The organism is Pseudomonas sp. NPDC089996, from assembly GCF_044748405.1.
In the GTDB taxonomy this organism is placed as follows: Bacteria; Pseudomonadota; Gammaproteobacteria; order Pseudomonadales; family Pseudomonadaceae; genus Aquipseudomonas.
On sequence record NZ_JBIVGA010000019.1, the window covers coordinates 71754 to 86508 of the forward strand.

Genomic DNA, 14755 nt, shown 5'->3' on the forward strand with positions numbered 1-14755 from the left:
CGCGTCGCTACGGCATGTAACGCAATCCTGTGGCAGCGGCCTTGCGTCGCGAAAGGGCTGCAAAGCAGCCCCCAGTGCCCTGAAGGTCAGCGCTGGGCGTACTGCAACACCACTTCCAGCGGGTGGCGCATCTGCCGCTCGGTCATGCGCTTGACCTGGCTGCGGCACGAGTAGCCAGTCGCCAATGCCTCGCCTTCCTTGTCCAGCTTGGTCGCCCACGACTGCTCGAAGATGGTCCGCGAAGTCTCCTGGTTACGCGCCTCGTGCCCGTAGGTGCCGGACATGCCACAGCAGCCCGTCGCCTCGGTAACCAGCTTCAGCCCCAGCCGCGCGAACACCTGCTCCCACTGCCGGGTGCTTGCAGGCACGTTGGTCTTCTCGGTGCAGTGCGCCATCAGACGGAAGTTGCCCGGCCCGGCAGGCGCCTGCTCCGGCAGCACATCCATCAGCCATTCCTGCGGCAACAGCACGTTCGGGCAGCCTTCCAGGCCCGGCACCTTCTGGTATTCCTGGCGGTAGACCAAGGTCATGGCCGGGTCCAGACCTACCAGCGGCACGCCGCAGTCTGCCAGGGCCTTGAGCTGGGTGGCGTTGCGGATCGCCGCCTTGGCGAAGGCGCCGAGGAAGCCCTGCACATGCAGCGGCTTGCCGTTGGCGCTGTAGGGCGCCAGGAACACCCGATGACCCAGGCGATGGGCCAGTTCGATGAACGCGGCCAGCAATGGCGTTTCGAAGTAGCGGGTGAAGGCATCCTGAACCAGCACGATGCTGCGCTCGCGCTGGGCCGGGGTCAGCTCACGCAGGGCCGGCACACTGGCCACGCCGACGCGGCAGCGGGTCAGGGTCGACTGGAAGTTGAAGCGACTGATCAGCGGGCTATCGACCATCCCGACCTTGTCCGCCAGCAGCTTGCCGACCCATTTGGAGCCCATCACCGCGTTGTACAGCCCCGGCGCATGGGCCAGGTACGGGATGGTGAACTCCAGCGAGCCGATCAGGTAGTCACGCAGCGGGCGCTGGTAGCGGCCGTGGTACAGCTCAAGGAAGCGCGAACGGAAGTCCGGCACGTTGACCTTGATCGGGCACTGCCCGGCGCACGACTTGCACGCCAGGCAGCCGGCCATGGCGTCGTACACCTCATGGGAAAAGTCTTCCTGTCCCTGGTTGCGTGCACGGTTGTTGCGCAGCCGCGCCGGCAGGCCCTTGAGCCACGACACCTTGTTGCGTGCGGCTGCCAGTACATCGATGTTGGCCTCGCCCTGCAGGCGCAGCCATTCGCGCATCAGCGACGCACGGCCCTTGGGCGAATGCTGGCGTTCGCGGGTGGCCTTCCACGACGGGCACATGGCGTCGTTGGGGTCGTAGTTATAGCAGGCACCGTTGCCGTTGCAGTGCACGGCACTAGGGAAATCCTGCCAGACACGCTCGTCGATGGTGCGGTCGAGGTCGCCACGCAGGGTCACGCCATCCACCGGGGTCAAGCCTTCGACGCTGTCCGGCGGCGTGCAGATCTTGCCCGGGTTCAGCTGGTTGTGCGGGTCGAACGCGCCCTTCAGGCGCTGCAGCGCCGGGTACAGTTCACCGAAGTACTCCGGCACGTATTCCGAACGCAGGCCCTTGCCGTGCTCGCCCCACAGCAGGCCGCCGTAGCTTTTGGTCAGCGCCGCCACCGCATCGGAAATCGGCTTGACCAGCGCCGCCTGGGCCGGGTCTTTCATATCCAGTGCCGGGCGCACGTGCAGCACGCCGGCGTCGACGTGACCGAACATGCCGTAGGCCAGTCCGTAGCCGTCGAGCAGCGCGCGGAAGTCGGCGATATAGTCGGCCAGTTGCTCGGGCGGCACGGCAGTGTCTTCGACGAACGGCTGCGGGCGCACTTCGCCCTCGACGTTGCCGAGCAGGCCTACCGAGCGCTTGCGCATGACATAGACCCGGGTAACGGCCTCGGCGCCTTCGGCCAGGGTGTGCCCCAGGCGCTCGACACTGGTGTCGGCCTGCAAGTGCTCGACAAAGGCCTGCACCCGAGCGTTGACCTCGGCGGGCTCGTCGCCGCAGAACTCCACCAGGTTGATGCCCAGGGTCGGGCGCTCGGGGTCGGCCGGGAAGTATTCGGCAACGCTGTGCCAGACGATGTCCTTCATCGCCAGCATCAGCACCTTGGAGTCCACCGTCTCGATCGACAGCGGCTTGAGCGCCATCAGTGCGTTGGCGTCACGCAGGGCGTCCATGAAGCTGGTGTAGCGCACGTTGACCAGCACGGCGTACTTGGGGATCGGCAGCACATTGAGCTTGGCTTCGACCACGTAGCCCAGCGAGCCCTCGGCACCGCACAGCACGCTGTTGAGGTTGAAGCGGCCCTGTTCGTCGCGCAGGTGCGCCAGGTCGTAACCGGTGAGGCAGCGGTTGAGCTTGGGGAATGTGCTTTCGATCAGTTCGGCCTGGGTTTCCTGGATCTCCCGGGCCATGCGGTATACCTCGCCGGCCCGGCCAGGGGCGGCGCAGGCCTGCTCCAAGGTGGCATCGTCGATCGGCAGGCTATGCAGACGCTCGCCGCCGAGCAGCACGCTGTGCAGTTCGAGCACGTGGTCGCGAGTCTTGCCGTAGGTGCAGCTGCCCTGGCCGCTGGCGTCGGTGTTGATCATACCGCCGACGGTGGCGCGGTTGGAGGTGGACAGCTCAGGGGCGAAGAACAGCCCGTGCGGCTTGAGCGCGGCGTTGAGCTGGTCCTTGACGGTACCGGCCTGGACCCACACCCAGCGCTCCTCGACGTTGATTTCGAGGATCTTGTTCATGTGCCGAGAAAGGTCCACGACAATGCCGTCGGTCAGCGACTGGCCATTGGTGCCGGTACCGCCACCGCGTGGGGTCAGCTTGACCGCCTTGAAACGCGGCTCGCCCATCAGCGTGGCAACGCGTGCCACGTCGTCGGCATCCAACGGGAACACCGCCGCCTGGGGCAGGCGCTGGTAGATCGAGTTGTCGGTGGCCAGCACGGTACGGGTACCGTAGTCGGCACTGATCTGGCCACGAAAGCCACTGTTGCGCAGGGCTTCGAGGAATTCGGGGTAGTTGGCGCCTGGCGCAAGGGTCGACAGCTGGGCGATCATCGAAGGATGGCCTCTTGATATGGGCTAATTCACGGAAATCCTGTCGCTCCGGCATGCATCGCTTCATGCAGGGATGACGTGTAGGCCAATGTTCCTGTAGTTTCGCCTCAGGGGCAAACGGATAATCCTGCCGCTATCGATGACTTTTATGAATGAATTACCGCCACCTGACACCGTCCATGTCGCTGCTCCTGGCATTCGAGGCCGCCGCCCGGCATGAAAGCTACACTCGCGCCGCCGCCGAACTGTCGCTGACCCAGAGCGCGGTCAGCCGCCAGGTACAGGCGCTGGAACAGCAACTGGGCCTGACCCTGTTCCGCCGCGAGGGCCGCCAGGTGCAGCTGACCGACGTTGGCCGGCTGTACCAGCGCGAGCTGAGCGAAGCACTGGGGCGTATCCGCAGCGCCACCTTGCAGGCGCTGGCCTACCAGTCCGGGGTCGGCACCCTGCGTCTGGCCACCCTGCCCACGTTTGGTTCGAAGTGGCTGCTGCCGCGTCTGCATGCGTTCTACGGCGCCCACCCGGGCATGCTGGTGCATATTCATTCACGTATCGAAGCGATCAACTTCGACACCAGCGAGATCGACGCCGCCATCGGCGTGGCCAGCCACGACCTGCCGGGCCTGATCTGTCACCGGCTGCATGCCGAAGAGCTGGTGGTGATCCTGCCGCCAGAGGCCGGTGGCGATGCCCAAGGCTGGGACCCGGCGCGGATCAGTGAGGAGGTATTGCTGAACGTGGCCAACAACCCCCATGCCTGGGGTGAGTGGTTTTCGCACCACAACCTGCCGCACCGGTCGATGCGCCTGGGGCCGAGCTTCGAACTGACCTCGCACTTGATTCAGGCGGTGCGGGCCGGGATCGGCATCGGCCTGGTGCCGAGGATTCTGGTGGAGGAAGAATTGGCCAAGGGTGAGCTGTTCAGCCCGGGGGCGGCATTTGCCAGCCAGCGCAGTTATTACCTGATCTATCCGCCGCGCAATGAGGCCTTGCCTTCCTTGAGGGCGTTTCGTAGCTGGTTGCTGGAACAGATCTGAAACCTGTGCCGGGCTCTTCGCGGGCACGCCCGCTCCCACAGGATCACCACAGTCCTGAGGCTTGTGGAGTCCCTGTGGGAGCGGGCGAGCCCGCGAAGAGGCCGGAACAGGCAGCAAAAAACCCGATGCCAGTCACCTGACATCGGGTTTCTTCAAGCAGCCAGGTTTACTTGGCCAATGTACCAGCAGCGCCATTGGCCTGCGGCCGGCGCTTGCCCTTGAGCAGGTAGGCCACCAACATCGCCGCCAGCCATACCGGGATCGCGTACACCGACACCTGGATGCCCGGAATCATCAGCATGATGCCCAGGATCAGCACCACGAAGGCCAGCACCAGGTAGTTGCCATACGGGTACCACAGGGCCTTGAACAGCGGCGTCTGGCCGGTGCGGTCGAGGTGCTGACGGAACTTGAGGTGCGAGTAGCTGATCATCGCCCAGTTGATTACCAGGGTCGCAACCACCAGCGACATCAGCAGCTCCAGCGCATTCTGCGGCATCAGGTAGTTGAGCAGCACCGCGATCAGGGTCACTGCCGCCGACACCAGGATCGAGCGCACCGGCACGCCACGCTTGTCCACCTTGGCCAGCGAGGCCGGGGCGTCACCCTGCTCGGCCATGCCCAGCAGCATGCGCGCGTTGCAGTAGGTGCCGCTGTTGTACACCGACAGCGCCGCGGTCAGGACCACGAAATTCAGCAGGTTGGCCGCCACGTCGCTGCCCAGCAGCGAGAACACCTGAACGAACGGGCTGCTGCCGTAGCTGCCGCCGGACGCGTCGATGCTGGCGACCAGGTTGTCCCACGGGGTCAGCGACAGCAGCACGACCAGGGCACCGACATAGAAGATCAGGATGCGGTAGATGACCTGGTTGATCGCCTTCGGAATCACGGTCTTCGGCTTGTCGGCCTCGGCAGCGGTGAAACCGAGCATTTCCAGGCCACCGAACGAGAACATGATGAACGCCAGGGCCATGACCAGGCCGCTGACACCATGCGGGAAGAAGCCGCCATGGCTCCACAGGTTGCTCACCGAAGCATCAGGGCCGCCGTTGCCGCTGGTCAGCAGGTAGGCGCCCAGGCCGATCATGCTGACGATAGCTACTACTTTGATGATGGCGAACCAGAACTCGGCCTCGCCGAAGAACTTCACGTTCATCAGGTTGATGGCGTTGATCAGTACGAAGAACGCTGCCGCCGTGACCCAGGTCGGGATCTCCGGCCACCAGTAATGCACGTACTTGCCCACCGCCGACAGTTCCGACATGCCCACCAGGATGTACAGCACCCAGCAGTTCCAGCCCGACAGGAAGCCGGCAAAGCCACCCCAGTAGGTGTGCGCAAAGTGGCTGAACGAACCGGCCACCGGCTCTTCGACGATCATCTCGCCGAGCTGGCGCATGATCATGAAGGCGATGAAGCCGCAGATGGCATAGCCGAGGATCATCGACGGGCCGGCGGATTTCATCACGCCTGCCGAGCCAAGGAACAGGCCGGTACCAATCGCGCCGCCGAGGGCGATCAACTGGATATGGCGGTTCTTCAGGCCCCGCTTGAGCTCGCCTGAATGCATGTTTTGTCCACTCATGAACGAAGTCACCTGCATTGTTTTTATCTGTGACGGAATCGGACCCACCGCGCTCGTGGCGCAGCGGAATGGGCAAGGTGGTTACCTTGGGTTTCCTGCCAACGGATACCGCCGGGGCGGATCAGCCAGATGTTGGCAAGAGTGCGCGGTACGCAAGAGGGTCACAGGTAAAACGCGGCGCACTGTATACCCCTGCAAACGCGCAGGCGTCAACGCGTTGCATCGTTTCCTCGGGAAAAAACGCAGCGATCCTGTGGTAGGCGCCTGGAAAGGCGGAGTGATCGGCGTACATGGCGCCTCCATTTGTTGTTCTGTTGGCCCGTCTCTGCGGTCGGGCTTTTGCACACGGCAATGAGCGCTATAACACCGTGGTACGGGGGTTTGGGCAAGACTGGGTGGGATGGAGGCAGGGGCTTTGCGGCGGGCGGCGTGGCAAGTTCTGTTTACACTTGCGGGAAAAATCTGAATTGCAGGCTGAATTCAAGCTGCTGTGTATAAACTTCTTTACATCGTGGTTCGAGAACTTGCCAGTCGTCCGAAAATTTCTTTTTCTTCAATATCTTGGGGCCGCTTTGCGGCCCTTTCGCGACACAAGGCCGCTCCTACAGAAAGCATGCGGTCACCTGTAGGAGCGGCCTTGTGTCGCGAAAGGGCTGCGCAGCAGCCCCAGATTCTCGCAGCCATAAAAAAACCAGCCCGAAGGCTGGTTCTCATTGCTGCACAGGCCAATCAACCGCGCGGCTTGCCGCGACCACGACCAGCCGGTTTGTCACCATCAGGCTTGCCCGGGCGCTTGCGCATCTCGCTCGGGCGCTCGGCCACGGTGCTGCCACGGTTGCCCTTGCGCGGCGCTTCGTCGCGGGACTGGCGTGCTGGGCGCTCACCCGAAGTATCGCGTGGCTGACGCGCCGGGCGCTCGGCGGCAGCAGCGCCGCCTTCATGGGCCGGGCGCAGGCTGCGCACGCGCTCGTTGCGGCCCATCGGCCGGCTCGACTTGCGCTGCAGGCGCTCCATCTTGTCCTTGGCCTTGAGGTTCAGGGTCGGCAGCGCCACCGGCTGCAGGCCCACTTCAGCGGCCAGGATGTCGATTTCACCCTGGGTCATTTCACGCCAGCGGCCCATCGGCAGGTCGGAATTGAGGAACACCGGGCCGAAGCGCACGCGCTTCAGGCGGCTCACCACCATACCTTGGGATTCCCACAGGCGGCGTACTTCACGGTTGCGGCCTTCCATCACCACGCAGTGGTACCAGTGGTTGAAGCCTTCGCCGCCCGGCGCCTTCTGGATGTCGGTGAACTTGGCAGGGCCGTCTTCGAGCATCACGCCCGCCTTCAGGCGATCGATCATCTCGTCGTCGACTTCACCGCGTACACGCACGGCGTATTCGCGGTCCATCTCGTAGGACGGGTGCATCAGGCGGTTGGCCAGTTCACCGTCGGTGGTGAACAGCAGCAGGCCGGTGGTGTTGATGTCCAGGCGGCCGATATTGATCCAGCGGCCTTCCTTCGGCCGCGGCAGGCGATCGAACACGGTCGGACGGCCTTCCGGGTCGTCACGGGTGCAGATCTCGCCATCGGGCTTGTTGTACATGATCACCCGGCGCGTGGCCTCGGCGGCCTCTTCGCGCTTGATCAGCTTGCCGTCGACGGTGATGGCGTCGTGCAGGTCGACGCGCAGGCCGAGGGTGGCCTCGACGCCGTTGACCTTGATGCGGCCCTGGCTGATCCAGGCTTCGACGTCACGGCGCGAACCGACGCCAATACGCGCCAGTACTTTCTGCAGCTTTTCGCCGGCTGGCGGGGTGATTTCGGTACTTTGCAGGTCTTGCTCACTCATCTGGGCACCTCCCGGTGTAGGAATGAAAACAGGGTTCTGGCGACGAACGCGCCAAAAGGCCGCGCATCATACGCGGTTCGCTGGGGGAACGCACTGCAGGGTAGAGGGTTTTGTGAGGTGGGAAAGTAATTTCTGCCCAGCGGGCCTGATGCTGCCTGTACCGGCCTCTTCGCGGGCAAGCCCGCTCCTACAGAAATCGCGCGTTCCCTGTGGGAGCGGGCTTGCCCGCGAAGAGGCCGGTACAGGCAACAGAAGTGTCAGCGCTCGGACTTGCCCTCTTCCTCCACCGAGGCCTCAGGCTCTTCTTCGCGAAGGTCATCGAAATCGGTCTTCAGGCCTTCTTCCATCTGGTCCAGCTCCACCAACAGGCTGCGGAAGCTGGTCTCTTCCTTCGGCTCGCCGACAGCTTCCTCTTCGCCCAGGCTGGCATCGGCCAAGGCCTGTATGTGCGCCGGCACCGGGGCGTCATCCGGGTCGAGCAACGGCTCCGGCTCCATTTCGCGCAGTTCGGCCAGCGCTGGCAGCTCGTCCAGGCTCTTGAGGTTGAAGTGATCAAGAAACGCCTTGGTGGTGGCGAACATCGCCGGGCGGCCGGGCACCTCGCGGTGGCCGACCACGCGAATCCACTCGCGCTCCATCAGCGTCTTGATGATGTTGCTGTTGACCGCCACGCCCCGTACATCCTCGATCTCGCCGCGGGTGATGGGTTGGCGGTAGGCGATCAATGCCATGGTTTCGAGCAGGGCCCGGGAATACCGCTGCGGGCGCTCCTCCCATAGCCGGCCAACCCAGGGCGCGTAGTCTTCGCGAATCTGCAGGCGAAAACCGCTGGCCACTTCCTTGAGCTCGAACGCCCGCCCGGCGCAGGACTTGCCGAGCACTTCCAGGGCCTTCCTGAATACCTTCGGCTCAGGACGCTCGGCTTCTTCGAACAGCTCGTAGAGGCGTTCGAGGGACTGCGGCTTGCCCGAGGCGAGCAGGAAGGCTTCGATCAGCGACGCCAGGTCGCGCGGTTCATTCAGATTCATCAGGTTCTTCGACAGACTCGGGGCGCAGCCGCACATGGATCGGCGCGAAGGGCTCATTCTGCACCAGTTCGACCAGCGATTCTTTCACAAGCTCGAGGATCGCCATGAAGGTCACCACCACACCGAGCTTGCCCTCATCGAGCGTGAACAGCTCGACGAACGGCACGAACGCGCCACCCTTGAGGCGCTCCAGCACGTCGCTCATGCGCTCGCGGGTGGACAACGTCTCGCGGGTGATCTGGTGGCTTTCGAACAGGTCGTTGCGGCGCATGACCTCGGCCATGGACATCAGCAGCTCTTCCAGGCTGACCTGCGGCAACAGCTTGCGCACCTTGGCTTGGGGTGCCTCCAGGCGCGGCACGACGACCTCGCGGCCAACCCGCGGCAGTACGTCGAGCCCTTCGGCGGCGGCCTTGAAGCGCTCGTACTCCTGCAGGCGGCGGATCAGCTCGGCGCGAGGGTCGCCCTCTTCTTCCTCGACCTCGGTCGAGCGCGGCAGCAGCATGCGCGACTTGATCTCGGCAAGCATGGCAGCCATCACCAGGTACTCGGCAGCCAGCTCCAGGCGCACGCTCTTCATCAGTTCGACGTAGCCCATGTACTGACGGGTGATCTCCGCCACCGGGATGTCGAGAATGTCGATGTTCTGCTTGCGGATCAGGTACAGCAGCAGGTCCAGCGGGCCCTCGAAGGCTTCGAGGATGACTTCCAGCGCGTCCGGCGGGATGTACAGGTCCAGGGGCATTTCGGTCAGCGCTTCGCCATAGACCAGTGCCAACTGCAACTGCTGGGGAGATGCTGCCTGTGCCGCCGGTGCGTCGGGTGCTTCCACCTGGCTCACGCGTTGACCATGAACGGCGTGGGGTCGCCGCAGCCTTCGCGGATCAGTTCAGGCTCGCTGCCGGACAGGTCGATGATGGTCGAGGCCTTGAGGTCGCCGAAGCCGCCATCGATGATCAGGTCGACGTGGTGTTCCAGGCGCTCGCGGATTTCGTAGGGGTCGGTCATCGGCTCGCTGTCGCCCGGCAGGATCAGGCTCACGCTCATCAACGGCTCGCCCAGTTCGGCCAAAAGCGCCAAAGTGATGGCGTGATCCGGCACGCGCAGGCCGATGGTGCGGCGCTTTTCATGCAGCAGCAGGCGTGGCACTTCGCGCGTACCGTTGAGTATGAAGGTGTACGGCCCCGGCACATGGGCCTTGAGCAGGCGGAAAGTGCCGGTATCGACCTTGGCGTACAGCCCCAGCTGCGACATGTCGCAGCACATCAGGGTAAAGTTGTGGGTCTTGTCCAGACCGCGCAGGCGCCGCACCCGTTCGATCGCCGCCTTGTCGCCGATCTGGCAGCCCAGGGCATAGGCCGAATCGGTCGGGTAGACCACCACGCCACCCTTGCGGATGATCTCCACCGCCTGGCGAATCAGGCGCGGCTGCGGGTTCTCCGGATGAATCTGGAAAAATTGGCTCACGAAGTCATCCTGTTCATAGCGCCATAGGCTGTTCATGGCTGAATCGACGCCACAGAGGTGGCAAGTCCTCGGGCAATGGCCGGTAGGCACCGATCTCGCCCCAGGTGCCGGGGCCGTGGAAATCGCTGCCAGCGCTTGCCAGCAGGCCAAACTCTCGGGTAAGGATGGACATCGTGCCCACCTGCTCGGCCGGCATCATCCCGTTGACCACTTCAAGTGCCTGCCCGCCTGCCTGAATATAGTCGGCAATCAGCCGCCTGCGCTTGCTGCGGGTCAGATCGTAGTGCATGGGATGCGCCAGGCTCACCCAGGCGTTGGACTGGCGCAGGGTGGCGACAGTTTCCTCGAGCGTTGGCCAGTGCTGTTTGACGTCGCCCAGCTTGCCGGCCCCCAGCCACTTGCGGAAGGCCTCGCCACGGTCCTTGACATGCCCCGCACGCACCATGAATTCGGCAAAATGCGGCCGCGCCGGGGCGTTGCCGCTGTCCCCCAGCGCCTGCTGCACGGCCCGTGCGCCGTCAAGGGCACCCGGCATGCCCTTGGCCGCCAACCGTTTGTCGATTTCTTCGGCACGCAACCAGCGGCCACGGTGCAGGGCCTCGATGGCCTGCAGCAAGGGCGGCGCATCGAGCGGGAAATCGTAGCCCAGCACATGAATGGTCGCCCCACCCCAGGTGCACGACAGCTCTACCCCGCTGACCCAGTGCATGTCGCGCGCCTGGCAGGCCTGGCGCGCCTCGGGCAGGCCCTCGAGGGTGTCGTGGTCGGTCAGTGCCAGCGTTTGCACCCCGTGCTCGTGGGCCCGGGCGACCAGGTCCGTGGGCGACAGGGCGCCGTCGGAGGCCGTGCTGTGACAGTGCAGATCAACATTCATGGAGGAGCGCTTTCGCTGGATTCGATGTTTGTTATTATGCCGTCACATCCCGATTCTGGCTGCCATTGTGAAACAATTCATCGATTTCATCCCGCTGCTGCTGTTCTTCATCGTCTACAAGCTCGACCCACGCCCCATGGAAGTCGCCGGCCACAATTTCGAGTTCGGCGGCATCTACAGCGCCACGGCCATGCTCATCATCAGCTCGCTGGTGGTGTACGGTGCGCTGTTCCTGCGCCAGCGCAAGCTGGAGAAGGGCCAGTGGCTCACCTTGGTCGCCTGCCTGGTGTTCGGCGGCCTGACCCTGACCTTCCATAGCGAAACCTTCCTCAAGTGGAAGGCGCCAGTGGTCAACTGGCTGTTCGCCCTGGCCTTCGCCGGCAGCCACTTCATCGGCGACCGGGTGCTGATCAAGCGCATCATGGGCCACGCGCTGGCCTTGCCCGATGCCATCTGGGCCCGCCTGAACGTGGCCTGGGTCGCCTTCTTCGTGTTCTGTGGCGCCGCCAACCTGTTCGTCGCTTTCACCTTCCAGGACTTCTGGGTCGACTTCAAAGTGTTCGGCAGCCTCGGCATGACCGTGATTTTCCTGGTGGCGCAGGGCGTGTACCTGTCGCGCCACCTGCACGATGACCCTTCCACCTCCAAACCCAAGGATTGACATGCTCTACGCCATCATCGCCAGCGACGTCGCGAATTCCCTGGAAAAACGCCTGGCCGCGCGCCCGGCACACATCGAACGCCTGCAGCAGCTCAAGGCCGAAGGCCGCGTGGTACTGGCCGGCCCACACCCGGCCATCGACAGCAACGACCCGGGCGAGGCCGGCTTCAGCGGCAGCCTGATCGTCGCCGAATTCGATTCGCTGGCCGCCGCCCAGGCCTGGGCCGACGCCGACCCTTACATTGCCGCAGGCGTGTACGACAAGGTCATCGTCAAGCCATTCAAGCAAGTCTTGCCCTGATCGATTAAATTGGCAGCGTCTGCGGTATCTTTGCCACTGGCGAGCGCGTCAGACGCCGTCGATTTGAATTGAGTGAGTCATGAGCGAGCTGTTACTGATTGATGATGACCAGGAACTCTGCGAGCTGCTCGGCAGCTGGCTGACCCAGGAAGGGTTTGCGGTACGCGCCTGCCACGATGGCCAGAGCGCGCGACAGGCGTTGGCCGAGCATGCCCCTGCAGCCGTGGTGCTGGATGTGATGCTGCCCGATGGCAGCGGCCTGGAGCTGCTCAAGCAGCTGCGCAGCGAACATGCCGAGCTGCCGGTGCTGATGCTGTCGGCCCGTGGCGAGCCACTGGACCGCATCCTTGGCCTGGAACTGGGCGCCGACGATTACCTGGCCAAGCCCTGCGACCCCCGTGAGCTCACCGCCCGGCTGCGCGCCGTGCTGCGCCGCAGCCACCCCACCGCCACCACCACCCAGCTGGAGATCGGTGACCTGGCGTTCAGCCCGGTGCGCGGCGTGGTCAGCATCGATGGCCGCGACATGAGCCTGACCCTCTCCGAAAGCCGCATCCTCGAAGCACTGCTGCGCCAACCGGGCGAGCCGCTGGACAAGCAGGAACTGGCGCAGATTGCCCTGGGGCGCAAGCTGACCCTGTATGACCGCAGCCTGGATATGCACGTCAGCAACCTGCGCAAGAAAGTCGGCCCGCACCCCGATGGGCGGCCGCGGATCGTGGCACTGCGTAGTCGCGGCTACTACTACAGCCTTTGACCTTGTGGGAGCGGCCTTTCGCGACACGAGGCCGCTCCCACAGGCCGGCCTTACAACCCATCGATCATCTTTACCCTGCCTTTACGCTGCGCTGACTGCGCTTGACCTTGTTCTCCCTAGACTGAGCTCATCCGGTAAACACCGGCCCATGACAGGAGAGACACCATGCGCAAGACCCTAATCGCCCTGATGTTCGCCGCCGCCCTGCCAACCGTGGCCATGGCCATGCCTGAAGGCGGCCCGCGTCACGACGGCCCGCATCATCGCGGTGATGCGCCATTCGCCCAACTGGACCTGAGCCGCGACCAGCGCCAGCAGATTGGCAAACTGATGGGCGACCAGATGAAGAACCGCCACGCGATCACCGAGCGCTACCTGAACAAGCTGCCTGCAGCCGACCAGAAAGCCATGAAGGACGAGCTCAAAGCCAGCCACGACAAGACCGACAGCCAGGTACGCGCGCTGCTCAAGCCTGACCAGCAGAAGAAATTCGACGAATTGCAAAAGGAACGCGAAGCCCGCAAGGCTGAATGGAAGGAGTTCCAGGCCTGGAAAGCTGAAAAAGCAGGCAAGGCCCAGTAAGCTGTCACCCCGATGCCCGGCCCGCCCTCAAGCGGGCCGGGCTTTTCCCGTTTTCAGGAGGTGCTCTTGCGTTCTCTGTTCTGGCGCATCCTGGCCAGCTTCTGGCTGGCTATCACCCTGGTCGCGGGCCTGTCGATCCTGTTGGGCCACATGCTCAACCAGGATGCCTGGATCCTCAGCCGCCACCCGGGCCTTAACACCCTGGCCAGCCATTGGGCCAAACACTATGAGCAGGAGGGACTGGAATCAGCCCAGGCATTCCTGGAGCGCCGCAAGCAGCGCTTCAAGATCGATGTGCAGGTACTCGACGACAGCGGCGAAGCCGTGGTGCCCGGCACCTTCCCGCGCCGTGCCGCTGCGTTCGAGGCGCGCCAGCACAATGACGAACGCCGCCTGCCCTGGCGCCGCCTGACCGAGGAATACACCAGCCCCGACAGCGGCGAGACCTACCTGCTGATCTACCGCATCCCGCACCCGGAACTGGACGCCTGGCACCGCGAGAGCCTGCTGTGGCCGTTGAGTGCCCTGGGCATCGCGCTGGTGGTGCTGACCCTGTTCAGTCTGCTGGTGACCCTGTCGATCACCCGCCCACTCAGCCGCCTGCGCGGCGCCGTGCATGACCTTGGCCAGGCCACCTACCAGCAGAACAGCCTGGCCCGCCTGGCCGCCCGGCGTGACGAGTTCGGTGTGCTGGCCAAGGACTTCAACAAGATGGGCGCACGCCTGCAGAGCCTGATCGGCAGCCAGCGCCAGCTGCTGCGCGACGTGTCCCACGAGCTGCGCTCACCGCTGGCCCGCCTGCGCATAGCCCTGGCCCTGGCCGAGCGCGCCGAAACCGAACAGCGCCAGGCCCTGTGGCCCCGCCTGACCCGCGAATGCGACCGCCTGGAAGACCTGATCAGTGAAATCCTCACGTTGGCCAGGGTCGATGCCGAGCAGGCCCATGCCGAGCCAGTCGATCTCAACACGCTGCTTGGCAGCGTGCGCAAGGACGCTCAGCTCAGCGCACCGGAGCAGGAAGTGAGACTGGAGGCGCAACCTGGGTTGACGCTGCAAGGCTGGCCGACGCTGATCGAACGCGCCGTGGACAACCTGGTACGCAATGCCCTGCGCTTCAACCCACAGGGGCAACCGATCGAGATCAGTGCGCAGCGTGAGCAGGACAGGATCGTGGTCTGTGTGCGTGATCATGGGTCAGGAGCGGCGCCGGAGCACCTGGCGCAGCTGGGCGAGCCGTTCTTCCGTGCGCCGGGGCAGGAGGCAGCGGGACATGGGCTGGGCCTGGCAATTGCGCGCAAGGCGGCCGAGCGCCATGGCGGCAGCCTGGTGCTGGCGAATCATCCGCAGGGTGGGTTCGTGGCTCGGTTGGAGTTGCCACTGACGGTTGTGAACGGCAGTTGAAGTGATAATGGGGTCACCGGCCCTTTCGCGGGCAAGCCCGCTTGTATGGTAGGACTTGAAGGGAGGAGGAGGGACATAGCTCGCTTCTGACTGTTCGCAGCAGTACAGACCGTGGGAGA

General features: G+C 64.3%; 13 protein-coding genes. 6 read left to right on the forward strand and 7 right to left on the reverse strand.

Going from position 1 to position 14755, the window contains the following annotated elements; genetic code table 11:
* Positions 1-86 precede the first annotated feature (86 nt).
* Positions 87-3107, reverse strand: coding sequence for an FAD-binding and (Fe-S)-binding domain-containing protein (locus ACIPW4_RS24620; RefSeq protein ID WP_400662548.1), 3021 nt, complete (start codon positions 3105-3107; stop codon positions 87-89).
* A gap of 152 nt (positions 3108-3259) precedes the next feature.
* Between ACIPW4_RS24620 and ACIPW4_RS24625 the strand changes: the two genes are divergently transcribed.
* Complete coding sequence (locus tag ACIPW4_RS24625) at positions 3260-4144, forward strand: LysR substrate-binding domain-containing protein (RefSeq protein WP_400662551.1); 885 nt, start codon at positions 3260-3262, stop codon at positions 4142-4144.
* A gap of 166 nt (positions 4145-4310) precedes the next feature.
* Here ACIPW4_RS24625 and ACIPW4_RS24630 read toward each other — a convergent pair whose 3' ends face one another.
* The 6 genes from ACIPW4_RS24630 to ACIPW4_RS24655 form a co-directional block, all read right to left on the reverse strand.
* Positions 4311-5729 carry an amino acid permease gene (locus tag ACIPW4_RS24630; RefSeq protein WP_400662554.1) on the reverse strand — a complete coding sequence of 473 codons (1419 nt, stop codon included), beginning with the start codon at positions 5727-5729 and terminating at the stop codon, positions 4311-4313.
* Between the two features lie 729 nt (positions 5730-6458).
* Positions 6459-7565 (reverse strand): 23S rRNA pseudouridine(2605) synthase RluB, encoded by a 1107-nt coding sequence (rluB, locus tag ACIPW4_RS24635; RefSeq protein ID WP_400662557.1) that lies wholly within the window; start codon positions 7563-7565, stop codon positions 6459-6461.
* A 257-nt stretch (positions 7566-7822) separates the two neighbouring features.
* Positions 7823-8593, reverse strand: a complete 771-nt coding sequence (gene scpB, locus ACIPW4_RS24640; RefSeq protein ID WP_400662560.1) for an SMC-Scp complex subunit ScpB — start codon at positions 8591-8593, stop codon at positions 7823-7825.
* On the reverse strand, positions 8580-9305 hold the full coding sequence (locus ACIPW4_RS24645) for a segregation and condensation protein A (RefSeq protein WP_400662579.1): 726 nt from the start codon (positions 9303-9305) through the stop codon (positions 8580-8582). Before ACIPW4_RS24645 ends, scpB begins: the two co-directional genes overlap by 14 nt.
* Before the next feature lie 125 nt (positions 9306-9430).
* A complete protein-coding gene (locus ACIPW4_RS24650; protein ID WP_400662563.1) occupies positions 9431-10060 on the reverse strand; it encodes an L-threonylcarbamoyladenylate synthase in 630 nt (209 codons plus the stop codon).
* Positions 10061-10073: 13 nt separating this feature from the next.
* Positions 10074-10934 carry a PHP domain-containing protein gene (locus ACIPW4_RS24655; protein ID WP_400662566.1) on the reverse strand — a complete coding sequence of 287 codons (861 nt, stop codon included), beginning with the start codon at positions 10932-10934 and terminating at the stop codon, positions 10074-10076.
* A 67-nt stretch (positions 10935-11001) separates the two neighbouring features.
* On the opposite strand from ACIPW4_RS24655, the gene ACIPW4_RS24660 reads away from it, so the two are divergent.
* The 5 genes from ACIPW4_RS24660 (at position 11002) to ACIPW4_RS24680 (ending at position 14636) form a co-directional block, all read left to right on the forward strand.
* Positions 11002-11595, forward strand: a complete 594-nt coding sequence (locus ACIPW4_RS24660) for a septation protein A (protein WP_400662569.1) — start codon at positions 11002-11004, stop codon at positions 11593-11595.
* A 1-nt stretch (position 11596) separates the two neighbouring features.
* Positions 11597-11896: a YciI family protein gene (locus ACIPW4_RS24665; RefSeq protein ID WP_008091826.1), complete on the forward strand. Its 300-nt coding sequence runs from the start codon at positions 11597-11599 to the stop codon at positions 11894-11896.
* A gap of 79 nt (positions 11897-11975) precedes the next feature.
* Positions 11976-12653, forward strand: a complete 678-nt coding sequence (locus ACIPW4_RS24670; RefSeq protein WP_060508400.1) for a response regulator transcription factor — start codon at positions 11976-11978, stop codon at positions 12651-12653.
* 165 nt (positions 12654-12818) lie between these two features.
* Positions 12819-13235, forward strand: a complete 417-nt coding sequence (locus tag ACIPW4_RS24675; RefSeq protein WP_400662574.1) for a Spy/CpxP family protein refolding chaperone — start codon at positions 12819-12821, stop codon at positions 13233-13235.
* A 60-nt stretch (positions 13236-13295) separates the two neighbouring features.
* Positions 13296-14636, forward strand: a complete 1341-nt coding sequence (locus tag ACIPW4_RS24680) for a sensor histidine kinase (RefSeq protein ID WP_400662577.1) — start codon at positions 13296-13298, stop codon at positions 14634-14636.
* Positions 14637-14755: the final 119 nt, after the last annotated feature.

What these genes read in the sequence shown, in the direction of transcription:
- ACIPW4_RS24620 (WP_400662548.1), bottom strand. Translation starts at nt 3,107, where the DNA reads ATGATCGCCCAGCTGTCGACCCTTGCGCCAGGCGCCAACTACCCCGAA.
- ACIPW4_RS24625 (WP_400662551.1), top strand. Translation starts at nt 3,260, where the DNA reads ATGAATTACCGCCACCTGACACCGTCCATGTCGCTGCTCCTGGCATTC.
- ACIPW4_RS24630 (WP_400662554.1), bottom strand. Translation starts at nt 5,729, where the DNA reads ATGAGTGGACAAAACATGCATTCAGGCGAGCTCAAGCGGGGCCTGAAG.
- rluB (WP_400662557.1), bottom strand. Translation starts at nt 7,565, where the DNA reads ATGAGTGAGCAAGACCTGCAAAGTACCGAAATCACCCCGCCAGCCGGC.
- scpB (WP_400662560.1), bottom strand. Translation starts at nt 8,593, where the DNA reads ATGAATCTGAATGAACCGCGCGACCTGGCGTCGCTGATCGAAGCCTTC.
- ACIPW4_RS24655 (WP_400662566.1), bottom strand. Translation starts at nt 10,934, where the DNA reads ATGAATGTTGATCTGCACTGTCACAGCACGGCCTCCGACGGCGCCCTG.
- ACIPW4_RS24665 (WP_008091826.1), top strand. Translation starts at nt 11,597, where the DNA reads ATGCTCTACGCCATCATCGCCAGCGACGTCGCGAATTCCCTGGAAAAA.
- ACIPW4_RS24670 (WP_060508400.1), top strand. Translation starts at nt 11,976, where the DNA reads ATGAGCGAGCTGTTACTGATTGATGATGACCAGGAACTCTGCGAGCTG.
- ACIPW4_RS24675 (WP_400662574.1), top strand. Translation starts at nt 12,819, where the DNA reads ATGCGCAAGACCCTAATCGCCCTGATGTTCGCCGCCGCCCTGCCAACC.